The organism is Vibrio sp. SCSIO 43155, assembly GCF_023716605.1.
Classification (GTDB): Bacteria; Pseudomonadota; Gammaproteobacteria; order Enterobacterales; family Vibrionaceae; genus Vibrio; species Vibrio harveyi.
Genome location: NZ_CP071852.1, coordinates 3,027,587 through 3,047,958, shown reverse-complemented (window position 1 = coordinate 3,047,958; position 20,372 = coordinate 3,027,587). Strand labels below are relative to the sequence as shown.

General features: G+C 45.9%; 20 protein-coding genes, 14 tRNA genes and 2 rRNA genes. 10 read left to right on the top strand and 26 right to left on the bottom strand.

Annotated features, from left to right (window positions below):
• The first annotated feature begins 15 nt into the window (after window positions 1-15).
• The 4 genes from rrf (J4N44_RS14540) to J4N44_RS14525 all read left to right on the top strand — a co-directional run bounded on the left by rrf (J4N44_RS14540) (window position 16) and on the right by J4N44_RS14525 (window position 550).
• A 5S ribosomal RNA gene (gene rrf / locus J4N44_RS14540) occupies window positions 16-132 on the top strand.
• Between the two features lie 100 nt (window positions 133-232).
• Window positions 233-308 (top strand) — tRNA-Thr (locus tag J4N44_RS14535).
• A 17-nt stretch (window positions 309-325) separates the two neighbouring features.
• Window positions 326-442 (top strand): 5S ribosomal RNA (rrf, locus tag J4N44_RS14530).
• Window positions 443-473: 31 nt separating this feature from the next.
• Window positions 474-550 (top strand) — tRNA-Asp (locus J4N44_RS14525).
• Between the two features lie 390 nt (window positions 551-940).
• On the opposite strand, the gene J4N44_RS14520 is transcribed toward J4N44_RS14525, so the two are convergent.
• Window positions 941-1,102 carry a hypothetical protein gene (locus J4N44_RS14520; protein ID WP_009697573.1) on the bottom strand — a complete coding sequence of 54 codons (162 nt, stop codon included), beginning with the start codon at window positions 1,100-1,102 and terminating at the stop codon, window positions 941-943.
• An 86-nt stretch (window positions 1,103-1,188) separates the two neighbouring features.
• Between J4N44_RS14520 and J4N44_RS14515 the strand changes: the two genes are divergently transcribed.
• The gene (locus J4N44_RS14515) at window positions 1,189-2,625 is read left to right on the top strand and encodes an NAD-dependent succinate-semialdehyde dehydrogenase (protein WP_017817589.1); all 1,437 of its coding nucleotides are present in this window, start codon (window positions 1,189-1,191) and stop codon (window positions 2,623-2,625) included.
• A 158-nt stretch (window positions 2,626-2,783) separates the two neighbouring features.
• Here J4N44_RS14515 and J4N44_RS14510 read toward each other — a convergent pair.
• The 16 genes from J4N44_RS14510 to mutY all read right to left on the bottom strand — a co-directional run bounded on the left by J4N44_RS14510 (window position 2,784) and on the right by mutY (window position 8,886).
• Window positions 2,784-2,859 (bottom strand) — tRNA-Asn (locus J4N44_RS14510).
• A 15-nt stretch (window positions 2,860-2,874) separates the two neighbouring features.
• Window positions 2,875-2,950 (bottom strand) — tRNA-Thr (locus tag J4N44_RS14505).
• Between the two features lie 40 nt (window positions 2,951-2,990).
• Window positions 2,991-3,066: transfer RNA gene (locus tag J4N44_RS14500), tRNA-Asn, on the bottom strand.
• A gap of 21 nt (window positions 3,067-3,087) precedes the next feature.
• Window positions 3,088-3,163: transfer RNA gene (locus tag J4N44_RS14495), tRNA-Thr, on the bottom strand.
• 51 nt (window positions 3,164-3,214) lie between these two features.
• Window positions 3,215-3,290 (bottom strand) — tRNA-Phe (locus tag J4N44_RS14490).
• 233 nt (window positions 3,291-3,523) lie between these two features.
• A complete protein-coding gene (locus tag J4N44_RS14485; protein ID WP_252044588.1) occupies window positions 3,524-5,149 on the bottom strand; it encodes a methyl-accepting chemotaxis protein in 1,626 nt (541 codons plus the stop codon).
• Between the two features lie 292 nt (window positions 5,150-5,441).
• Window positions 5,442-5,517 (bottom strand) — tRNA-Asn (locus J4N44_RS14480).
• A gap of 43 nt (window positions 5,518-5,560) precedes the next feature.
• A tRNA-Phe gene (locus J4N44_RS14475) sits at window positions 5,561-5,636 on the bottom strand.
• 7 nt (window positions 5,637-5,643) lie between these two features.
• A tRNA-Thr gene (locus J4N44_RS14470) sits at window positions 5,644-5,719 on the bottom strand.
• 70 nt (window positions 5,720-5,789) lie between these two features.
• Window positions 5,790-5,865: transfer RNA gene (locus tag J4N44_RS14465), tRNA-Asn, on the bottom strand.
• 43 nt (window positions 5,866-5,908) lie between these two features.
• A tRNA-Phe gene (locus J4N44_RS14460) sits at window positions 5,909-5,984 on the bottom strand.
• Between the two features lie 7 nt (window positions 5,985-5,991).
• Window positions 5,992-6,067 (bottom strand) — tRNA-Thr (locus J4N44_RS14455).
• Window positions 6,068-6,119: 52 nt separating this feature from the next.
• Window positions 6,120-6,195 (bottom strand) — tRNA-Phe (locus tag J4N44_RS14450).
• Between the two features lie 100 nt (window positions 6,196-6,295).
• Window positions 6,296-7,435, bottom strand: coding sequence for a membrane-bound lytic murein transglycosylase MltC (gene mltC / locus J4N44_RS14445; RefSeq protein WP_252044587.1), 1,140 nt, complete (start codon window positions 7,433-7,435; stop codon window positions 6,296-6,298).
• Window positions 7,436-7,517: 82 nt separating this feature from the next.
• Window positions 7,518-7,790, bottom strand: a complete 273-nt coding sequence (locus J4N44_RS14440; RefSeq protein ID WP_005425792.1) for an oxidative damage protection protein — start codon at window positions 7,788-7,790, stop codon at window positions 7,518-7,520.
• A gap of 19 nt (window positions 7,791-7,809) precedes the next feature.
• On the bottom strand, window positions 7,810-8,886 hold the full coding sequence (gene mutY, locus J4N44_RS14435; RefSeq protein WP_050922738.1) for an A/G-specific adenine glycosylase: 1,077 nt from the start codon (window positions 8,884-8,886) through the stop codon (window positions 7,810-7,812).
• A 203-nt stretch (window positions 8,887-9,089) separates the two neighbouring features.
• On the opposite strand from mutY, the gene trmB reads away from it, so the two are divergent.
• The 3 genes from trmB to glsB all read left to right on the top strand — a co-directional run bounded on the left by trmB (window position 9,090) and on the right by glsB (window position 11,872).
• Window positions 9,090-9,809 carry a tRNA (guanosine(46)-N7)-methyltransferase TrmB gene (gene trmB / locus J4N44_RS14430; RefSeq protein WP_005449665.1) on the top strand — a complete coding sequence of 240 codons (720 nt, stop codon included), beginning with the start codon at window positions 9,090-9,092 and terminating at the stop codon, window positions 9,807-9,809.
• Window positions 9,810-9,820: 11 nt separating this feature from the next.
• Complete coding sequence (locus J4N44_RS14425; RefSeq protein ID WP_038899447.1) at window positions 9,821-10,849, top strand: TRM11 family SAM-dependent methyltransferase; 1,029 nt, start codon at window positions 9,821-9,823, stop codon at window positions 10,847-10,849.
• 102 nt (window positions 10,850-10,951) lie between these two features.
• Complete coding sequence (gene glsB, locus J4N44_RS14420; RefSeq protein WP_252044586.1) at window positions 10,952-11,872, top strand: glutaminase B; 921 nt, start codon at window positions 10,952-10,954, stop codon at window positions 11,870-11,872.
• A 170-nt stretch (window positions 11,873-12,042) separates the two neighbouring features.
• Here glsB and hemW read toward each other — a convergent pair whose 3' ends face one another.
• The 7 genes from hemW to J4N44_RS14385 form a co-directional block, all read right to left on the bottom strand.
• Window positions 12,043-13,215 carry a radical SAM family heme chaperone HemW gene (hemW, locus tag J4N44_RS14415; RefSeq protein WP_020197222.1) on the bottom strand — a complete coding sequence of 391 codons (1,173 nt, stop codon included), beginning with the start codon at window positions 13,213-13,215 and terminating at the stop codon, window positions 12,043-12,045.
• A gap of 18 nt (window positions 13,216-13,233) precedes the next feature.
• Complete coding sequence (locus tag J4N44_RS14410) at window positions 13,234-13,836, bottom strand: XTP/dITP diphosphatase (RefSeq protein WP_252044585.1); 603 nt, start codon at window positions 13,834-13,836, stop codon at window positions 13,234-13,236.
• Between the two features lie 105 nt (window positions 13,837-13,941).
• Complete coding sequence (locus tag J4N44_RS14405) at window positions 13,942-14,373, bottom strand: DUF4426 domain-containing protein (protein WP_005425804.1); 432 nt, start codon at window positions 14,371-14,373, stop codon at window positions 13,942-13,944.
• A gap of 60 nt (window positions 14,374-14,433) precedes the next feature.
• On the bottom strand, window positions 14,434-14,724 hold the full coding sequence (gene yggU, locus J4N44_RS14400) for a DUF167 family protein YggU (protein ID WP_005425805.1): 291 nt from the start codon (window positions 14,722-14,724) through the stop codon (window positions 14,434-14,436).
• On the bottom strand, window positions 14,724-15,281 hold the full coding sequence (locus J4N44_RS14395) for a YggT family protein (protein WP_005425806.1): 558 nt from the start codon (window positions 15,279-15,281) through the stop codon (window positions 14,724-14,726). Before J4N44_RS14395 ends, yggU begins: the two co-directional genes overlap by 1 nt.
• Before the next feature lie 53 nt (window positions 15,282-15,334).
• Window positions 15,335-16,153: a pyrroline-5-carboxylate reductase gene (proC, locus tag J4N44_RS14390; RefSeq protein ID WP_017817652.1), complete on the bottom strand. Its 819-nt coding sequence runs from the start codon at window positions 16,151-16,153 to the stop codon at window positions 15,335-15,337.
• A gap of 131 nt (window positions 16,154-16,284) precedes the next feature.
• Window positions 16,285-16,995 (bottom strand): YggS family pyridoxal phosphate-dependent enzyme, encoded by a 711-nt coding sequence (locus J4N44_RS14385; protein WP_252044584.1) that lies wholly within the window; start codon window positions 16,993-16,995, stop codon window positions 16,285-16,287.
• 28 nt (window positions 16,996-17,023) lie between these two features.
• Here J4N44_RS14385 and J4N44_RS14380 point away from each other — a divergent pair, with 28 nt between their 5' ends.
• Together J4N44_RS14380 and J4N44_RS14375 are read left to right on the top strand one after the other, a co-directional pair.
• Window positions 17,024-18,064 carry a type IV pilus twitching motility protein PilT gene (locus J4N44_RS14380; protein ID WP_005425810.1) on the top strand — a complete coding sequence of 347 codons (1,041 nt, stop codon included), beginning with the start codon at window positions 17,024-17,026 and terminating at the stop codon, window positions 18,062-18,064.
• Window positions 18,065-18,095: 31 nt separating this feature from the next.
• On the top strand, window positions 18,096-19,202 hold the full coding sequence (locus J4N44_RS14375) for a PilT/PilU family type 4a pilus ATPase (RefSeq protein ID WP_252044583.1): 1,107 nt from the start codon (window positions 18,096-18,098) through the stop codon (window positions 19,200-19,202).
• A gap of 59 nt (window positions 19,203-19,261) precedes the next feature.
• Here the strand turns inward: J4N44_RS14375 and ruvX are convergent, their stop codons facing one another.
• The gene (gene ruvX / locus J4N44_RS14370) at window positions 19,262-19,687 is read right to left on the bottom strand and encodes a Holliday junction resolvase RuvX (protein WP_005449738.1); all 426 of its coding nucleotides are present in this window, start codon (window positions 19,685-19,687) and stop codon (window positions 19,262-19,264) included.
• Between the two features lie 49 nt (window positions 19,688-19,736).
• Window positions 19,737-20,300 carry a YqgE/AlgH family protein gene (locus J4N44_RS14365; protein ID WP_005449740.1) on the bottom strand — a complete coding sequence of 188 codons (564 nt, stop codon included), beginning with the start codon at window positions 20,298-20,300 and terminating at the stop codon, window positions 19,737-19,739.
• Window positions 20,301-20,372 lie beyond the last annotated feature (72 nt).

Genomic DNA, 20,372 nt, shown 5'->3' with positions numbered 1-20,372 from the left:
AAAAGCAAGAATTTGCTTGGCGACCATAGCGATTTGGACCCACCTGACTTCCATTCCGAACTCAGAAGTGAAACGAATTAGCGCCGATGGTAGTGTGGGGCTTCCCCATGTGAGAGTAGGACATCGCCAGGCTTTAAATTTAGTTTTTGCCTTTTTAAAAAAGGTGAAGACAAAAGTTAAGAGAGCCCGTTTGAAAAAGCGGGCTTTTTTAGTCCTAAAGGGACATCTTGATGCTGATATAGCTCAGGTGGTAGAGCGCATCCTTGGTAAGGATGAGGTCCCCAGTTCGAGTCTGGGTATCAGCACCATTACAATCAGAATTTTACTTGGCGACCATAGCGCTTTGGACCCACCTGACTTCCATTCCGAACTCAGAAGTGAAACGAAGTAGCGTCGATGGTAGTGTGGGGCTTCCCCATGTGAGAGTAGAACATCGCCAGGTTCTCATTTAGACTCCAGAGTCTAACCAGTGCGGAGCGGTAGTTCAGTTGGTTAGAATACCGGCCTGTCACGCCGGGGGTCGCGGGTTCGAGTCCCGTCCGCTCCGCCACTTATTTAGAAACCCAGTCTCCGGACTGGGTTTTGTCGTTTTTGAACAGACTAATTTCCTTTTCAGGGAATGAGTCTCGGTTGCCCGCAACCCCGGCCGTCCGCCACTTATTTAGAAACCCAGTCTCCGGACTGGGTTTTATCGTTTTTGAACAGAATAATTTCCTTTTCAGGGAATGAGTCCCGGTTGCCCGCAACCCCGGCCGTCCGCCATTTATTTAGAAGTCCAGTCTCCGGAGTGGGTTTTGTCGTTTTAGGAAACATGATTTTCTCTTATGGGTAAATAAGTCTCGCAAGGTTTTATCTGTAGTCTACAAGCTCAACCACTTATTCAGATAAAGCTCTACATTCGCACCCCAGTCTTTCCACGAGTATTGAGAAATCTAACCTATCATTTGGTTACGTCTGAGATACCCTCTATTTGCTCTCTTACATCAAAGACAGGGTTTATCTTATGACCCACCAAATACTTATCTTCTTCAATCATAGCAATCTCTGTTTGTGTTCCCTTCTCTGTATCACTGGTTAACTGTACTTGGTCATCACTTCTCATATTTACGCTGAAGAAAACTTTGTTTGCTTTACTCTTATTTGTCAGAAGGATTAACCTAGTAAAGGTTCTTTTGGGAGTACAACCTAATGATGCAGCAGATACAAAGTGAAACACTAAGAGTCTTATTCGAAAGCCTGTCTTCTCAAGATGGGATTGCAGTTATTAACCCTGCGACTGAGCAAGAACTGATTCGCTTAAAACCTAGCTCTTTGGACGAGCTAGATGTGCAAATAGAAACGTGTAAAGCGGCTCAAGTTGAGTGGGAAAAACTCAGTGCTAAAGTACGTTCCGCTTCGCTGAAAAAGTGGTTTCAATTGCTTGTAGAGCACACGGAAGATATTGCTAACATCATTACCTTAGAACAAGGCAAACCGCTTTCTGAAAGTCGTGGAGAAGTCGCATATGGAGCATCTTTTGTTGAATGGTTCGCAGAAGAGGCTAAGCGCGCCTATGGTGAGGTTATACCTGCACCAGCGGTAGATAGACGACTCTCTACCATTAAACAGCCTGTCGGCGTGTGTGCTGCGATTACACCATGGAATTTCCCTATTGCAATGATCACTCGAAAAGCGGCTCCTGCTTTGGCTGCGGGATGTGGGATGATCATTAAACCTTCTGAATTAACGCCTTTGACTGCTCTGGCTGTGGTTGAGCTTGCTCACCAGGCTGGTATCCCTAAAGCTCTATTGTCTACCGTTGTTTCTGAGCAAGCGGCAGAGTTTGGTTTGGTATTAAGTACCGATCCGCGAATTAAGAAGATCTCTTTCACGGGTTCGACACGTGTCGGCAAGATCTTGATGAAGCAGGCAAGTGATACGGTTAAAGCCGCTTCTATGGAATTAGGTGGCAATGCGCCTTTTATTGTTTTTGACGATGCAGATTTAGAAGCTGCGGCGAATGGCTTGATTGCCTCTAAGTTTCGTAATGCCGGACAAACCTGTGTGTGTACCAACCGCTTGTATGTGCATCAGAACGTAAAAGAGGCGTTCTTAACTAAGCTTCTAGATAAGGTAACAAGCCTGACGGTCGGTAATGGTCTTGAGAAAAATACAACTCTTGGTCCTGTGATTACAATGGCTTCTAAGCATCGTCTAGAAGCAGTGATCGATCAGGCAGTACAAGAAGGGGCAACGATGCTTAATCTGCCTCAAAAACGCTCTGGGCGCTTTATGGAGCCTGTTATCTTAGATAATGTGGAACAAGGTATGGCGATAGTGCAACAAGAGCTGTTTGGCCCGGTTCTGCCAGTCATTAGTTTTGATGATGATGAGCAAGTGCTCTCGATGGCGAATGACACTGAATATGGTTTAGCTTGTTACTTCTACACCGATAGCTTGAAGCGCATCATCAAATTTAGTGAAGGTTTGGAATATGGCATGGTGGGGGTAAATGAAGGAATTATCTCTACGGAAGTGGCACCGTTTGGTGGGATCAAAGAATCAGGCATTGGTCGTGAAGGGGCTAAGCAAGGCATGGATGAGTATCTAGAGACGAAGTACATCTGCCTTGGCGGTTTGAGCTAGCCTTCCGCTTAGACACTCATTGATACGATACAAAAAGAGAAAGCTAGGTACATCGCCTGGCTTTTTGTTTATTGAGATAAAGTTGGATGAAGAGAGGGAGCGGTGCGTTTTCTTCAGATGCAAAAAAGCCGCATCAAGTGATGCGGCTTTTTCTAATATGGCTCCTCCTACTGGACTTGAACCAGTGACCTGCGGATTAACAGTCCGTCGCTCTACCAACTGAGCTAAGGAGGAACAAATTTTAATAAGTGGTGCCGACTACCGGAATCGAACTGGTGACCTACTGATTACAAGTCAGTTGCTCTACCTACTGAGCTAAGTCGGCACATTTTCGTTAATAAGTAATCGACTTACTAACCGAAAGATGGCTCCTCCTACTGGACTTGAACCAGTGACCTGCGGATTAACAGTCCGTCGCTCTACCAACTGAGCTAAGGAGGAATTATCTTGTTTAAGAATAAATGGTGCCGACTACCGGAATCGAACTGGTGACCTACTGATTACAAGTCAGTTGCTCTACCTACTGAGCTAAGTCGGCGTACCGTTATTCTTTCTATTGTTCGTGTTAGACACCAACAAATTTAAATTGTGGTGCCCGGAGGCGGAATCGAACCACCGACACGAGGATTTTCAATCCTCTGCTCTACCGACTGAGCTATCCGGGCGACGAGGTGTATTAAAAGGCTTTTCGGCTTTCAGGTCAACAATAAAATTAAAATAAATTATCGTTTGATGGATTTGTGCTCGGAGTGGGCTGTTTTTATGCATTTTGAGCAGCAATGCACCATGCTTTAAGCGCTGTTTTAAGAAAAGTAGGGCGTTCTGTCGCAAAATAAAGGCGATAAAAACAAAAAAGCACGTCTGAAAACGTGCTTTTTATTGAACAATTGACTTTAAACTAGTGCTTTACTGAGAACTTGTTCACCCAACCTTCAAGTTCATCAGCTAAAGATGCCAATGTTTGGGTGCTTGATTGGCTTTCTGTTACCACCGTATTTAGCTGGCTGCCGCTTTCTTCAATTAGGTTGATGCGGTGTGCAATGTCATCACTCACTTGCGTTTGTTCAGCCGCTGCTGTTGCAATTTGTTGGCTCATCGCAGTAATAGACTCTAACGCGGTTACTATCTGTTGAAGTGCCTCTGAGGCGTTCATTGATTCAGTTACTGTGCTTTCGCTGGTCTCGGCACATATCTCCATTGTATGGATAGCATTGCGCGAACCCTCTTGAAGGTTAGAGATCATCTGTTGAATCTCTTTTGTACTGTCTTGCGTGCGACCTGCTAGGTTGCGTACCTCATCGGCAACAACTGCAAAGCCTCGACCTTGTTCTCCTGCACGGGCTGCTTCAATCGCGGCATTTAGCGCCAGTAGGTTAGTTTGCTCTGCAATATCGCCGATCACGTCGAGAACTTTCACGATACTGTTTACATCTTGATCAAGGTCCGCAACCGCTTTACTTGCCGTATTCAACTGAGTCGCCAACCCTTGGATGTTGTCTACAGTGCTATGGATTAATGATTGCGTGTGCTGACTCTGTTTATCTGCTTCATCGGTGTTTTGTGCTGTATCGCTTGCCGAACTTGCTACATGGTTAGCCGAAGAAGCCATTTCTGTCATTGCTGTTGCGATCATTGCCGTCGATTGTTGCTGAGACATGGTTAGATCAGCGATCGAATTAGAGCGAGACTCTACCGCTGATAGCTCTGAACGCAAGGCGTGCATTGATTCGTCCAGGTTAGTTACCATCTTAGCCAGAGATTGACTCATCTCTTGTACAGCACCATAGATGCTGTCTTTTGGTGCGGTATATTCAAAGCTGGTTTGGATATCTCCTTGAGCAACGGCTTGAACCGCGTCACGTACGTCATTTGGCTCACCGCCGAGTAGATTAAGCATCTTACGGATGGAGATAATCAACCCACCTAGTATCGCCCCCGCAATTGCTAGACACAGTGCTAGTTGCCATTGAGCTGTTGACCAGAAGCGAGCATTGACCTCATTAAAACCGATGCCAGTGCCTACCACCCAGTTCCAATGGGGCGTTTTCTCTGCAATGGAGTGTTTTTCTTCGATCGTGCCGTCAGGGAGTTTTTGTGTCCAAGTGTATTCAACGATTTGACCTGTTTTACGACCTAGGACATCTAAGATTAATTGACCAACACTGTTGCCGTCGCCATCGCGGAAATCATGGAAACTGGTGCCATGCAATTGAGGGTCGAGCGGTGCTGCCACAAAAATCATGTTTTCGTCGGCAACATAAACGTATTCGTTGTCTTTGTAGATATTGTTGCGAAGTAGGCGAGTAGCCAATGCTTTGGCTTCATCTTCAGGCATCTTGCCTTCCACTGCCATTTTCTCAACTTCAGTTAGAATGCTGTATGCACTCTTAAATAGCTCAGTCACTCGAGCTTTGTTATCAAGGTTACTTGCGACGCGTAGTGTCCAAAGACCTGTTGCAGTAAGAGCAAGTAACGCAATCAAGATGATTGCAGATAATAAATAGGCTTGAGTTTTTAATTTCATAGTTAGCTCACGAGACGTATTTAATACTATGCAATGCATAGCTTATTAGGGGGCGTAATAATAAATTCATCATATTGAAGATGTATACACGCGCCTATGCATCAATGTTGAAATTATGATTTGGATTAAATTTTTAGCGTGAAATAAGTGTGTTTTATTAAATGAATCTTGAGTTTATAAGGGTTTTTGAAGGGGAGGTGTCTTAAAGATAAATGGAGATACTGAAAGTAGATAAGTGTTTTTATAATGCAGATAAGAAAAAAGCCAAGTCCGAAGACTTGGCTTTCAAAGTTGGCTCCTCCTACTGGACTTGAACCAGTGACCTGCGGATTAACAGTCCGTCGCTCTACCAACTGAGCTAAGGAGGAACTATTCTGTTTTGTGTCTTGCTTTAAGCAAGTGCACCAAATATGGTGCCTCGAGGCGGAATCGAACCACCGACACGAGGATTTTCAATCCTCTGCTCTACCGACTGAGCTATCGAGGCAAAAGAATGGTGCCGACTACCGGAATCGAACTGGTGACCTACTGATTACAAGTCAGTTGCTCTACCTACTGAGCTAAGTCGGCGTACCGTTTTCTTTTTTGAAGAGTAAACTCTCCATTTTTTAGAATCTCATTTACATGAAACTCTAGAAGTTGGCTCCTCCTACTGGACTTGAACCAGTGACCTGCGGATTAACAGTCCGTCGCTCTACCAACTGAGCTAAGGAGGAACTATTCTGTTTTGTGCCTTACTTTAAGCAAGCGCACCAAATATGGTGCCTCGAGGCGGAATCGAACCACCGACACGAGGATTTTCAATCCTCTGCTCTACCGACTGAGCTATCGAGGCAAAAGAATGGTGCCGACTACCGGAATCGAACTGGTGACCTACTGATTACAAGTCAGTTGCTCTACCTACTGAGCTAAGTCGGCGTACCGTTTTCTTTTTTAACTGTTCGTGCTAAGCACCAACAATTTTAAATTGTGGTGCCCGGAGGCGGAATCGAACCACCGACACGAGGATTTTCAATCCTCTGCTCTACCGACTGAGCTATCCGGGCGACGGAGCGCTATTAAACGGATTTTCCCGCTTTGCGTCAACCACTTTTTTTAAATAATTTCAAAAAAGTGGTTGTTCGAACGCTTTTTATTCAACTGTCACTACAAAGTGTGTCTGGAGTTAAATTCCTTTTTGAAATTTGTAACTTTTTCTAGGTAACGACGCGCTTCTGCGTTCGGGTGTTTCTTGGTAAGTGCCCAATAAACTTGGTTTGGTTGCAAAGAATTTAAATCTCTCATCGCGCGTTTGCGATCAGTGCGATGGAAAGTGTTCAAAACACCACCAGTTCCGCCATTATAGGCAGAAATCATGCTGTATTCTAATGAAGTTGGATGCTGTACGTCTTTTAAATAACGGTTCTTAAGGATGTAAAAGTAAGCCGTTCCAGTATCAATATTGTTTTCTGGGTTAAATAAGTATTCAGGACTTGGCTGCCCAGAACGATTCTTCACTAGCTTAAATACGTCTCGACCTGCTGTTTTAGGTACGACTTGCATCAAGCCATATGCATTTGCCCAACTTACTGCGTATGGGTTAAAGCTACTTTCGGTTTTGATGATGGCGTAAATCAAATCTTCAGGAATATCGTATCTCTTTGATGCACGACGTACGATGTCCGCATATTGGTAACTGCGCTGCGAGAAGTGATCTTCTACCATCGGGATTTCAACGTAATACGCTTTCTTAAAGTCGACATCTTTAGTTTTGACTTGGTTGGCGATCAAGTAATCGGCAAAGCGATTTGCTCGCCATGACCACTGAATCGGCTTTTTGTCTTGGTCGACAACCTGCTTATACAGGAAAGGTTGCCCCTCAAGTTTGATCTCTTTAGAAGAGAATAAGTCGACATTAGCCGGGTCATCTGGCGTTAACAACGTGGTGATAATGGCGTTCTTTAGGTGTTTTTGCGGTTCGGTGGGAGAAACCGTTTCGATGGTAATAACACCTTTTTGGAAGTCGACTTCAGCACGACTCAAATAATTATCGATGTATTTTACGTAATTGCTTTTACCGGCAAACTTCACTTCACGTTGTCCCCAACGTTTCTTAATGTTGCCTGAGAAGCTGTTGATCAGTGCGTCGAGTGCATCGGTATCTTTTTCAAACTGTCCCGGCAATTCTGCAAGGTTGTTAGCAAAACGGTTGGTTGGCTCGTAATCGACGTCGTAAATTTTTTCGACGAATTCACGGCTACAACCAGCCATTAAAAGTGCAGTAGCGATAAAGGCAATCTTTTTCATAGTTATTAGGGTTGTTAGACGTTAATACAAAAATGACACCACAAGGTTGGTTGTGATGTCATTGTTTTAAAACAAGTTTGCTTTATTCGCTTGGTGGCGTGTAGCCTTCGATGTGTACATCTTTACCTTCAAACAGGAAATTCACCATCTCTGTTTCAAGTTGTTTACGATGCTCAGGATCCATCATGTTAAGCTTCTTCTCATTGATCAACATCGTTTGTTTGTGTTGCCACTGAGCCCAAGCTTCTTTCGAGATATTATCGAAAATACGTTTACCTAGTTCACCTGGGTAAAGTTGAAAGTCTAGACCTTCGCCTTCTTTCTTTAGTCGAGCACAAAAAACAGTGCGGCTCATAATGACTCCTTGCAATTAATTAACGAAGTTCGTGGGGCAGAGCTTCCAGTAAGAGTTTTACTGGGGCTGCCAAACCGACTTCTTCAGGTTTAGATAAGTTATACCAAAGACCTTTGTTACCTTCCATCACCACATTAGGTTGCTTTGACAGGTCAATCAAAATCGGCGTGATATCAAGGTGGTAATGACTGAATGTGTGGCGGAATGTAATTAGAGTCTCTTGATGTTTAATATCGTTGGCTTGAATACCACGTTGTTCTAGTAGTAATTCAATATCGCTCTCTACATCAATATGTTCGGTTTGTGGGAAACAAAAGAGCCCACCCCAAATACCTGTCTGTGGTCTTTGTTCTAGCCACACTTCGTGACTATCACCATTTTTGTGGTGCAGCATGACGAAACGTGTCTGCTTAACCGGCTTGTCTTTCTTCGGCTTCTTACCAGGGTAATCAAGCACATTACCTTGTTTTTTTGCTATACAAATTTCGTTGACCGGACACAAGGTGCACTTAGGCTTACTGCGGGTACACATCATGGCCCCCATATCCATCATGGCTTGGTTATATTTGTCGACATCCGTTTGTGGTGTGTGCGTTTCTGCGATTTCCCATAATTGATTCTCGACTTTCTTTTGTCCTGGCCATCCATCAACAGCAAAGCAGCGTGAAAGTGTGCGTTTTACGTTGCCGTCCAATATTGCATGCGGCTGTTTATAGACAGACGACAGTACCGCAGCTGCGGTGGAGCGACCAATCCCCGGTAGGGCATTCATTTGCTCTAGGTCTAGAGGGAACTCACCATTGTATTTATGGGCGACCTCTTTCGCAGCTTTATGAAGGTTACGAGCTCGCGCGTAATAGCCTAAGCCGGTCCAAAGATGCAGCACTTCATCTTGCTCGGCATTGGCAAGATCGACCACGGTCGGGAAGCGCTCCAAAAAGCGTTGGTAATAAGGAATAACCGTAGTGACCTGAGTTTGCTGAAGCATGATTTCAGACAACCAGACACTATAAGCGGTCTTGTTTTGTTGCCACGGAAGATCTTTTCTTCCATATGCGTCATACCATTCTAAGATGGCACTGGCGAAAGGTGTCACGACTTGCTCTGTATTCTATTATTGGTTAGGAGCAAAATTGCACCACAGATTGTGGTGTAAGTACAACAGATAAACTGTGGGGATATTGTGTCTGGTTTGCTTGCTTTTGGGCTGCCATAGTCCGATAGCTCAACAAATACTTGCACCTAAGTGAATTCTTTGGATAATCCCCGCTTTGATTAATCAATGTGCAGGCAAAATCAATGAGTGAAGTAACCACTAACGAATACAACGAAGACGGTAAAATGATCCGTAAAATCCGCAGTTTCGTGCGTCGCGAAGGTCGTCTAACTAAGGGCCAAGAAAATGCGATGAACGAGTGCTGGCCAACAATGGGTATCGACTACAAAGCTGAACTTCTTGATTGGAAAGAAGTATTTGGCAACGATAACCCAGTAGTGCTTGAGATCGGTTTTGGTATGGGTGCTTCATTGGTTGAAATGGCAAAGAACGCGCCAGAGAAAAACTTCATCGGTATCGAAGTGCATAGTCCAGGCGTTGGTGCTTGTCTTGCAGATGCTCGCGAAGCAGGTATCACGAACCTACGTGTAATGTGTCACGATGCGGTAGAAGTATTCGAACACATGATCCCAAATGGTAGCCTAGCAACGCTACAACTGTTCTTCCCAGACCCATGGCACAAAAAGCGTCACCACAAGCGTCGTATCGTACAGCTTGAGTTCGCTGAAATGGTTCGTCAGAAGCTTATCCTTAATGAAGGTATCTTCCACATGGCGACAGACTGGGAAAACTACGCTGAGCACATGATTGAAATCATGAACCAAGCACCTGGTTTCGAAAACATCGCTGAAGAAGGCGACTTCATTCCTCGTCCAGAAGAGCGTCCACTGACTAAATTTGAAGCTCGTGGTCACCGTCTAGGTCACGGTGTGTGGGATATCAAATTCAAGCGTACTGCTTAAGGAGCCAGTAGATGTACCACTACGCGATATTAGCGAATCCGGGTCATAACCGTATTTACTTTGATAGCGCAATAACGATTGCATGTTCTGAGCTGAAAGCGATTTTGGCGTCGGAAGGTGTTGAAGTAACTGAAATTGGCAACAAAGACGTGGGTCTGCCTGCTGCACTTGTGTTCTCTTGCGAAACCGAACTAAGTGAAGCACAGGCAGGCAAGATTGCTGCGTCATCTATCTACTACGCGCTATTTGAAGTGCGTGAAGATGGCTTATTACGTCCAATTCAGGCGCCTGCATTCAATACTTTCCCTGAGAGCATGAGTCAGATCCTGCGTTACACAGGTAAAACAAACGAGCAGTTTACGCGTTTGATGGTGAACCTAGGCGTCAGTGCTGCCAACACGGGCAGTGCGCAATTAACGCTGATGGATCCTATGTGTGGTAAAGGTACAACACTGTTTGAAGGTTTGATCCACGGCTTGAATGTTGTGGGTGTTGAGATCAACCAGAAATGGGTTCAAGAGATCCAAACCTTCATCGTTAAGTTCATGAAGAATGGTCGCTTTAAGCACAAAGTGAGCAAAGAAAAGCGCACTTCTGGTGGTAAAAAAGTGGCAGATGGCTTCGTGGTTGAGGCAGCAGCAGACAAAGATGATTACAACAAAGGTAATCTTCAAACGATGAAGCTGTACTCAGCAGATACGCGTATTGCTGACCAAGTTGTGAAGAAGAACTCGGTAGATGTGATGGTGTCTGACTTGCCTTACGGCGTGCAGCACGGCAGCAAAAATGCCAAAGACAGCAAACTGAACCGCAGCCCACTGGAGCTTCTAAAAGAGGCTCTGCCTGCATGGAAAGTGGTTCTGAAGAAGCAAGGCTCTGTGGTGCTGTCTTTCAACGAATTCACCTTGAAGTGGAAAGACGTGGCGGCATTATTTGAAGAGCAAGGGTGGAAGGTACTTTCAGAAGAGCCTTACATCGGTTATCTTCACCGTGTTGATCAATCCATCAACCGCAACATCATTGTGGCAATAAAACCATAATCGACTTGAGTCGAATCAATTCCATGGAAAAGCCAACGTCCGCGTTGGCTTTTTTTACCTCTGAACTCAGCCATTTGGGTTCTTGTGACAAGAAGGTAGAAGATGAAACCTACAGCGCAAATTTTGACAGACATTCTAGCGGAAGTTCGCCCTCTAATTGGTCAAGGCAAAGTCGCCGACTACATTCCCGCATTGGCAAAAGTACCTAATACCAAACTGGGTATTGCGGTATACACCAATGAGGGTAAAGTGATTAAAGCGGGCGATGCAGAAGAGTCATTTTCGATTCAGTCGATCTCAAAAGCGTTGAGCCTGACTCTGGCAATGTGCTTGTACAAGCAAGAAGAGATCTGGTGTCGTGTAGGTAAAGAGCCTTCTGGTCAAGCGTTTAACTCGATGATCCAGTTAGAGATGGAGCAGGGCATTCCACGTAACCCGTTCATTAACGCCGGTGCTATTGTGGTTGCTGATTTGCTGCAAAGCCGTCTCTCTGCGCCTCGTCAGCGTCTGTTGGAATTTGCTCGTCAGCTATCTGGTGATACTCATATCGTATACGACAAAGTGGTTGCAGCGTCTGAAATGATGCATGGTGACCGTAACGCTGCGATTGCGTACTTGATGCGTTCATTTGGTAACTTCGAGAACGAGGTTATCCCTGTTCTGCAAAACTACTTCCATGCGTGTGCATTGAAGATGAGCTGTGTCGATCTCGCAAAGACCTTTAGCTACTTAGCCAATAAAGGTACGTCGGTGCAAACGGGTAAGCCTGTGGTATCACCAACGCAAACCAAGCAGTTGAATGCACTACTAGCAACATGTGGTTTGTACGATGGTGCTGGAGAATTTGCTTACCGCGTTGGTATGCCGGGTAAATCAGGTGTTGGTGGTGGCATCATCGCTGTCGTACCGGGTGAAATGACGATTGCCGTTTGGTCTCCAGAGCTTGATGCATCTGGTAACTCACTCGCTGGCACTAAAGCACTTGAACTACTTGCCGAGCGCATTGGTCGTTCGATTTTCTAAGGAAAAGAGACGAGAAGCGAGATCGGACTTCGTCCTTGTGTATTAGGGACTTAGGAACGCTTCGCTTTAGATAAGTGTTGTTACGAATAAAAGAAAGGGTTGGCGTTTGAGCGCCAACCCTTTTTGTTTCTCGAAGGACGCAGTCCGTTCCCGAATCTCGATTCCTTTTCTTATTCCTCTTCCGCCATAAAAGCTTCAAGCAAATCATTCAGGAACAGCTTACCTTTCTCGGTAATTTGCCAGTGAGTCTCGGTTTCACTCAGGTAACCCATCTCTAGCGCCCAATCGATAGTCTCTTGAATCGAGCTCAACGGCAGACCTGTTGTATCGATGTAGTCTTGTTTCGGGCACGCTTCCATTAAGCGGAAACGGTTCATAAAGAACTCAAACGGACGATCTTCATCAGCCACAAGCTGTTCACTATCCAAGTATGGCTTCACCATGTTTTGGTATGCCATCAGATAGCCACGCGGGTGTTTGACCTTAGTGGTACGAATGATGCGGCCATCAGCAAAGCTCAGCTTACCGTGTGAGCCACAACCAATGCCAAGGTAGTCACCAAAGCGCCAGTAGTTCAGGTTATGCTGACACTGATAGCCCGGCTTGCTGTAACCAGAAATCTCGTATTGAACATAACCCGCCGCTGCGAGTTTCTCATGTCCTTGTTCGAAGATATCCCACAAGTCATCGTCATCTGGCAGAGTCGGTGGCTTGTAGTAGAACATGGTATTTGGTTCGATGGTCAGCTGATACCAAGACAGGTGCGGTGGCGCCAACTCAATCGCTTTGTCCAAATCAGCCAAGGCTTGTTCGATGCTTTGATCAGGTAAGCCGTGCATGAGATCGAGGTTAAAGCTGTTCAAACCGATTTGGTGCGCCAGCTTAGCAGCGTTGACAGCTTCGTCTTGACCGTGAATACGCCCCAAACGCTCAAGCTTCTGTTGCTCAAAGCTCTGCACGCCGATAGAGATGCGCGTTACACCAGCCTTGCGGTAGCCAATAAAACGCTCAGCTTCGATGGTGCCTGGGTTGGCTTCCATGGTGATTTCGATTTCAGGCTTGAACGGAATTCGCGCTTCAATGCCCTTAAGCAGACGCTCGATGCCTTCTGCCGAAATCAAACTTGGCGTACCACCACCAATGAAGATTGAATGCAGTGGACGTGGTGCTTCGTTAAGACGGTATTTCTCAATGTCGGTATCCAAATCTTCAAGAAGAGCATTGATGTACTCTTCTTCTGGGATCTCGGCTTTAAGTGCGTGAGAGTTAAAGTCGCAATACGGGCACTTTTGTACACACCATGGGATGTGTACATACAAGCTCAGTGCTGGGGGCGTTAACATGGTCTAATTCGCTCGTGATTACTGAGACACTTGCTCAGACAGTTGAGCAAACAACGACTTGAGTGCTTTACCGCGGTGAGACAGTTGTTTTTTACGTGCTGGTTCAAGCTCGGCTGACGCGCAGTTGTCTTCAGGTACGAAGAAGATTGGGTCGTAGCCAAAGCCATTTTCACCGTGTGCTTCAGTTAGAATGCGACCTTCCCATTTACCGTGACAAACGATAGGGGTTGGATCGTTCTCGTGACGCATCAAAACCAATACGCAGTGGAAACGAGCGGTGCGCTCTGCTTCTGGTACGCCTTGCATTGCTTTAAGCAGCTTCTCTAGGTTCTCTTGGTCAGAGGCTTTTTCACCTGCATAACGCGCAGAGTAAATGCCCGGAGCGCCTTTCAAGAAATCGACTTCTAAGCCAGAGTCGTCCGCAATCGCAGGAAGACCCGTTTCTTGTGCTGCATGGCGAGCTTTGATGATCGCGTTTTCGATGAAAGTCGTGCCAGTTTCTGCTACTTCAGATACGTTGAATTCACTTTGCGCCAATACTTCAAAACCGAAGTCAGACAGCAGATCTGCCATCTCACGAACTTTGCCTTGGTTGCCTGTTGCTAGCACTATCTTTTTCATGGTCGTCTCTTTCTGTAGCGATAAAGGGAGAACGCAGTGTTCTCCCTGATTAAATTGGTTCTAAAGTTATGATGTTCTAAAAGCTTTTAGATCATCACAACCTAATTACTCTTCGACATAAAATTTCTGGGTGAATTTAAGCTTACCTGAGCCTTTGTTTCCAGCTTTAACGTCAATATCGAAGGTAAAAGTTTCTTCGTTAGTAATACCGAGCTCTGCTAGGTAGTAAATCGCATCGCCTTCTTTCACTTCACGGAAGGTGAGCTTTTGCGTTTGACCGATAAGGTTCTTCGCCTGACCACTGATTTTAGCTTCAACGGCTGGCTTACCCAGAGAGGCACTGTCTAGCACACTGATGTTCAGTACTGCATTGTAGCCGTTGCGCTTGATGTCGTAGCTACGGGCGATCTTTGGGGTTAAAAAGGTCGAGTTAAACGCGATGTAGTGGACCTCGATGTCTTTCATGGTTTTGAACTGACCTGCCATGCTTGGTAAAGACAACAGGCTGATCAGTAGGGCGGTAATCCATTTGCTCATTATCACTTCCTCGGAATCGGGCGTTTTATTATTGGTACGAATTTCGTAAATAAAAAGCCATCAAATGATGGCTTTAATTTCTGTAGGTATTTGCACTGGGGATTCTATCCGAATTTGTTTATGACGTCCCAGTTCACCTTTTTCTATGTGAACCAAACCTTTAGCAACTTTAAATTGTTTGGCTAAAAACTTGGTTAGGTGTGCATTCGCTTTACCATCGACAGGCGGTGCGGTGATGGCAATTTTGAGCTCTTCACCATGCAAGCCGACGATCTTATCGCGGCTTGCTTTTGGTTGGATGTAGAGCCGAAGCACCACATCTTCGCCGTCATGCCAAACTGCTTCTGACATTATAGTTGATACCAGATAGGACCAATCATGTCGCCCATCAGGAAGTTAGCAAATTGCAGACCAATGAACAGCACTAGCACGCTCAAGTCGAAGCCGCCCATTGCAGGGATGATGCGACGGATTGGCGCTAGCATTGGTTCAGTTAGTTGATGGAATACGTACTCGATAGGGCTGCGACCTTGGCTAACCCAGCTCAGGATTGCACGGATCAATAGTACCCAGAACAACAAGCCGCCAGCGGCTTTAATCAGAGACAATAAGCCTAGGAATAGGAAGTCCATGCTAAATGAAACTGACCCGCTAGAAGCGATCAGGATCAGCGCAACAAACTTAAGCACACACAATACGTAAGCAAACAGCACTGTCGCTAGGTCGATGCTACCAATGGATGGGATCACGCGGCGCAGTGGACCCACAACCGGTTGGGTTGCTTTGACGATGAACTGCGAGAATGGGTTGTAGAAATCTGCACGAGCAGCTTGCAACCATATACGCAAAATGACGACCATGATGTACAGGTCAAATAGGGTTGAGATGAGAAAACTCATTGAATTCATAAGGTACCCTTAACAAGTAAGTGAGTGACACAGAGTGGGTATCACTCAAGTCATTAAAACAGTTTTTCCATTTCTTCAGCGCGAGCAACCGCAGCTTGCATTGCTTTCGCCACAATATCAGACAGTTGGTGCTCGTTGAACGTACGAAGCGCTTCTGCCGTTGTGCCACCTTTTGATGTCACGTTCTCGCGCAGTGTTGAAAGTTCAGTTTCTGGATTTTCCACTACCATGCTTGCTGCGCCAAGTGCGGATTGTTGAACTAACGTGCGAGCCGTGTCTTTATCGAAACCTTGAGCAATTGCTTCTGCTTGCATCGCTTCCATAAACAGGAAGAAGTAAGCTGGTGCGCTGCCTGCCGCGGCAATCACATTGTTGATGCCAGATTCTTGTTCGACCCAGCATACCTTACCGCAGGCTTGCATTAGCTCTGCCGCGAAGGTTTTATCTTGTTCTTGCACATGTTCAGGCGCGTAAAGACCACTCATGCCCAAACCAAGTTGCGATGGTGTATTTGGCATCACGCGAACCAAGTTGAGCTTAGTCGCTAGCATGTCATCCAAGCGTGAACAGTTGATGCCAGCCGCAATAGAGATAACCAGTTTATTGCTGAAGTCGATAGATTGCAGTGGTTTACACACTTCTTCCATCATTTGTGGCTTCACAGACAATACCACAACATCCGCTTCTGTCGCGGCTGCGATGTTATCGCTGGTGGTACGGATACCAAAGTTTTGCTCAAGAGGTTGGCGACGTGTCTCCGATGGGGCGGTCGCAACGATGTTCTGTGCTGGGTAGCCATTTGCTACGAGACCAGAAACAATCGCACGCACCATGTTTCCCGCGCCGATAAAGGCAATCTTTTTATGTTCCATATGTCTGATTTCCAAATATAAATTCTTACAATTTGTTGTGCGCTCAGGTGTATAATTGCACCACTTTGCTCTGAGTGCCGAAATAGAAGGCACTCAGACTCAAATTCGCAGTGTCTAACAACGAGTCGCTTTTATTGCTGTTTGCTGTAGTCACGCGCGCCAAAAATCGCTGTGCCAATTCGCACCATAGTGCTACCTGCTTCGATTGACGCATCCATGTCTCCGCTCATACCCATGGATAGCGTGTCGACATCCGGGTACTGCTGGGCTAGCTTTTGCTTTAGCTCTTCAAGTTGCTTAAATGCGCGAAGTTGCGATTCGTAATCTGGCACGTTGGCAGGAATCGACATCAACCCTCTTAACGTGAGGTTTGGAAGGCGAGAAATCAACTCAGCCAGTTCGAATATTTCTGCATCAGCAACGCCAGATTTTGACTCTTCACCACTGGTGTTAACTTGAATCAGAACTTGCAGTGGTTTTAGCTCGCTTGGACGCTGGTCATTGAGGCGTTGAGCGATCTTAGCGCGATCAATGGTGTGAACCCAATCGAAATGTTCAGCAACAGGGCGTGATTTATTGGATTGAATTGGACCAATGAAGTGCCATTCGATTCGATTATCTGGATAATGCTCGGCAAAGTGCTGAACTTTACTGACGCCCTCTTGGACGTAGTTTTCACCAAACGCCTCTTGGCCAGCTTGGTAAGCTTCGAGAATTGCCTCGACAGGTTTAGTTTTGCTTACTGCTAGAAGTTGCACTGACTCTGGAGCACGACCGCATTTTTGTTCGTCGTGTCGAATTTGAGAGGTGATATGTTCAATGTTTTGTTGAATACTACTCATAGCTGTACTTTAGACTTAAGGATTTTAAATGGATATCACTGAGTTACTGGATTTTAGTGTAAAACATAATGCTTCGGATCTACATCTTTCTGCAGGTGTACCACCAATGGTTCGTATTGATGGTGATGTAAGAAAGCTGGGCATTCCAGCGTTTACACACCAAGAAGTGCATCGTTTGGTTTTTGAAATCATGAACGATGCGCAGCGCAGTGAGTTCGAAGAAAAACTCGAAGTCGATTTTTCATTTGAATTGCATAACGTTGGCCGTTTTCGTGTCAACGCTTTCAACCAATCTCGCGGTTGTGCGGCTGTGTTCCGTACCATCCCAAGTAGCATTCCAACACTGGAAGAGCTAGAAGCCCCAGAGATCTTCAGAAAGATTGCCAATGCTGAAAAAGGCCTGGTACTGGTTACCGGTCCAACGGGTTCTGGTAAATCGACTACCTTGGCAGCCATTGTTGACTACATTAACCGTAATCACAATAAGCACGTCCTAACAATTGAAGATCCGATTGAATTTGTTCACACCAACAATAAGTGTCTGATCAATCAACGTGAAGTACACCGTGATACACACAGCTTCCAAAACGCACTGCGCAGCGCATTACGTGAAGACCCGGATGTGATTCTAGTTGGTGAGATGCGTGATAAAGAAACCATCAGTTTGGCGCTGACGGCTGCTGAAACGGGTCACCTTGTTTTCGGTACGCTGCACACTAGCTCAGCAGCGAAAACCATCGACCGTATTATCGACGTATTCCCAGGTAGTGACAAAGACATGGTGCGTTCGATGCTGTCGGAGTCGCTGCGTTCGGTTATTGCACAAAAACTGTTAAAACGTAATGGTGGTGGTCGTATTGCTTGTCATGAAATCATGATGGCGACACCTGCGATCCGTAACCTTATTCGTGAAGACAAAGTCGCGCAGATGTATTCGATCATTCAGACCGGTGCGGCGCATGGCATGCAGACCATGGAGCAGAATGCTCGTCAATTGATGGCACAAGGCATGGTATCGCGTGAAGAAGTGGATAAGAAAGTTGAAATTGAAGCGCAGCAATTCTCGTAACGAATTACTTAGGAAATAGCGAATACGGACGATGGATCTGAATAAATTTCTCGAAGGCATGCTGGCGTTAAAAGCGTCGGATCTATACATCACTGTCGGTGCCCCGATCTTGTTTCGTGTGGATGGCGAATTGCGTCCGCAAGGCGATAAGCTGAGCGAAAATGACGTAGCCTTGTTGCTTGATAGTGCAATGGACCCGGAGCGACGACAAGAGTTTCGCAAAAGCCGTGAGTCGAACTTTGCCATTGTCCGTGATTGCGGTCGCTTCCGTGTCAGTGCCTTCTTCCAACGTGAATTACCGGGAGCCGTCATTCGTCGTATTGAAACCAATATTCCAACGTTTGAGCAGCTTAAGTTGCCTTTGGTGCTGCAAGATCTTGCAATTGCCAAGCGTGGTTTGGTGCTGGTGGTTGGTGCGACAGGCTCTGGTAAGTCGACCACCATGGCTGCGATGACGGGTTATCGCAACAACAACAAGACTGGTCATATTCTTACGGTAGAAGACCCAATTGAATTTGTGCATGAGCATAAACGTTGTATTGTGACTCAGCGTGAAGTGGGCTTGGATACTGACAGCTATGAAGTGGCGTTGAAGAATTCGTTGCGTCAGGCACCAGACATGATTTTGATTGGTGAGATCCGAAGCCGAGAAACGATGGAATACGCAATGACCTTTGCTGAAACTGGTCACTTGTGCATGGCTACATTGCACGCCAACAACGCAAACCAAGCACTTGAACGTATTTTGCACTTGGTGCCGAAAGACCAGAAAGATCAGTTCTTGTTTGATCTGTCGATGAACTTAAAAGGCGTAGTAGGTCAGCAGTTGATCCGTGATAAGAACGGTCAGGGGCGTCATGGCGTGTTTGAGATCTTATTAAATAGCCCGCGTGTATCCGATCTGATCCGTCGAGGCGATCTTCATGAGTTGAAAGCAACCATGGCTCGATCCAATGAATTTGGGATGTTGACCTTCGACCAATCGCTCTACAAGTTAGTGATGCAAGGTAAGATCAGTGAAGAAGATGCATTGCACAGTGCGGACTCTGCCAACGATCTGCGTTTGATGTTGAAGACGCAACGTGGTGAAACATTCTCTACGGGCAGTTTGGCGAACGTTAAGATCGATATGGACTAATCCAATTCAGAAACGAAAAAGGTTGGCGAAACCAACCTTTTTCATTGTGCTTGAAGTGTTTACTCACCCCAAAGGTTTTCAAACCAACTCTCAAGAATCACGACCGCTGATTGGCAGTCGATATTGCCTTTCGATAGCGCTTTGTAGCCACCCATACTGAACAACTCTGCGCGTGCTTCTGCTGTTGATAGGCGTTCATCATGCAACTCAACGGGTAAGCCGTAACGACCGTGCAGGCGATTGGCGAACTTCTTCGCTCGTGGCGTGATGGTTTCTAAGTCTTTACCGTGCAAGTCTGTTGGCAAACCCACCACCAATAGGTCTGGTTGCCACTCTTTAATTTGTTTCTCGATGTCGTCCCAGTTTGGAATGCCGTCATTCGCTTTGAATGCTTTAAGTGGGGAAGCCGTGCCGGTGATTTCTTGCCCGATAGCACTACCAATGCTCTTGGTACCGAAATCGAAGGCCATGATTGTGCGTGACATAATGTGTCTCGAATCTAACTAAATAAAATAGGTTGAGTGTGGAAGCGCGTTAAGCGTGCCCTGCATCCGAAGATAGCTGGCTTGGATCGATGCCTAATTTCTCGACTGCTTTTTTCCAACGATCGATAATTGGAGTATCGAAAATGATCTCTGGCGTCGCTTCGATGGTCAGCCAAGAATTCTCTGCCAACTCAGTTTCTAATTGACCTGCACTCCAACCGGAATATCCAAGTGCCACTAAATAGTCGCTTGGTTCCGCTTCTGTACCAAGTACTGACAAGATGTCTTTAGACGTGGTAACTGCCAGTTCGTCAGTCATTTGAATGCTTGATTCGTAGTAGTCTTTTGGTTTGTGCAGGATAAAACCACGATCTTCAGAAACAGGGCCGCCGTTGTACACTGGTCTATCTAAGCTTGCTTCAAACAGGCGAGGGTGCACAGGTTGCACTTCGACTTGATTGAGCATACTACCAACCGTGATATCGACAGGTGCGTTGATCATCAACCCCATAGCGCCTTCTTCGTTGTGTTCACAGACGTAGATAACGCTATTCTGGAAGTAGGGATCTTTCATTCCCGGCATGGCAACTAAGAAATGGTTTGTGAGGTTCATTCTCATCTCGACCTTATAAGGCTATTAAAAATACTTAAGCAAACCCCATGTTTTCACCTGTACGGGTATGTG

Excerpts from the sequence above, each read along its gene's own strand:
- J4N44_RS14520 (WP_009697573.1), bottom strand. The coding sequence starts at position 1,102 with ATGAGAAGTGATGACCAAGTACAGTTAACCAGTGATACAGAGAAGGGA.
- J4N44_RS14515 (WP_017817589.1), top strand. The coding sequence starts at position 1,189 with ATGATGCAGCAGATACAAAGTGAAACACTAAGAGTCTTATTCGAAAGC.
- J4N44_RS14485 (WP_252044588.1), bottom strand. The coding sequence starts at position 5,149 with ATGAAATTAAAAACTCAAGCCTATTTATTATCTGCAATCATCTTGATT.
- mltC (WP_252044587.1), bottom strand. The coding sequence starts at position 7,435 with ATGAAAAAGATTGCCTTTATCGCTACTGCACTTTTAATGGCTGGTTGT.
- J4N44_RS14440 (WP_005425792.1), bottom strand. The coding sequence starts at position 7,790 with ATGAGCCGCACTGTTTTTTGTGCTCGACTAAAGAAAGAAGGCGAAGGT.
- trmB (WP_005449665.1), top strand. The coding sequence starts at position 9,090 with ATGAGTGAAGTAACCACTAACGAATACAACGAAGACGGTAAAATGATC.
- J4N44_RS14425 (WP_038899447.1), top strand. The coding sequence starts at position 9,821 with ATGTACCACTACGCGATATTAGCGAATCCGGGTCATAACCGTATTTAC.
- glsB (WP_252044586.1), top strand. The coding sequence starts at position 10,952 with ATGAAACCTACAGCGCAAATTTTGACAGACATTCTAGCGGAAGTTCGC.
- hemW (WP_020197222.1), bottom strand. The coding sequence starts at position 13,215 with ATGTTAACGCCCCCAGCACTGAGCTTGTATGTACACATCCCATGGTGT.
- J4N44_RS14410 (WP_252044585.1), bottom strand. The coding sequence starts at position 13,836 with ATGAAAAAGATAGTGCTAGCAACAGGCAACCAAGGCAAAGTTCGTGAG.
- J4N44_RS14405 (WP_005425804.1), bottom strand. The coding sequence starts at position 14,373 with ATGAGCAAATGGATTACCGCCCTACTGATCAGCCTGTTGTCTTTACCA.
- yggU (WP_005425805.1), bottom strand. The coding sequence starts at position 14,724 with ATGTCAGAAGCAGTTTGGCATGACGGCGAAGATGTGGTGCTTCGGCTC.
- J4N44_RS14395 (WP_005425806.1), bottom strand. The coding sequence starts at position 15,281 with ATGAATTCAATGAGTTTTCTCATCTCAACCCTATTTGACCTGTACATC.
- proC (WP_017817652.1), bottom strand. The coding sequence starts at position 16,153 with ATGGAACATAAAAAGATTGCCTTTATCGGCGCGGGAAACATGGTGCGT.
- J4N44_RS14385 (WP_252044584.1), bottom strand. The coding sequence starts at position 16,995 with ATGAGTAGTATTCAACAAAACATTGAACATATCACCTCTCAAATTCGA.
- J4N44_RS14380 (WP_005425810.1), top strand. The coding sequence starts at position 17,024 with ATGGATATCACTGAGTTACTGGATTTTAGTGTAAAACATAATGCTTCG.
- J4N44_RS14375 (WP_252044583.1), top strand. The coding sequence starts at position 18,096 with ATGGATCTGAATAAATTTCTCGAAGGCATGCTGGCGTTAAAAGCGTCG.
- ruvX (WP_005449738.1), bottom strand. The coding sequence starts at position 19,687 with ATGTCACGCACAATCATGGCCTTCGATTTCGGTACCAAGAGCATTGGT.
- J4N44_RS14365 (WP_005449740.1), bottom strand. The coding sequence starts at position 20,300 with ATGAACCTCACAAACCATTTCTTAGTTGCCATGCCGGGAATGAAAGAT.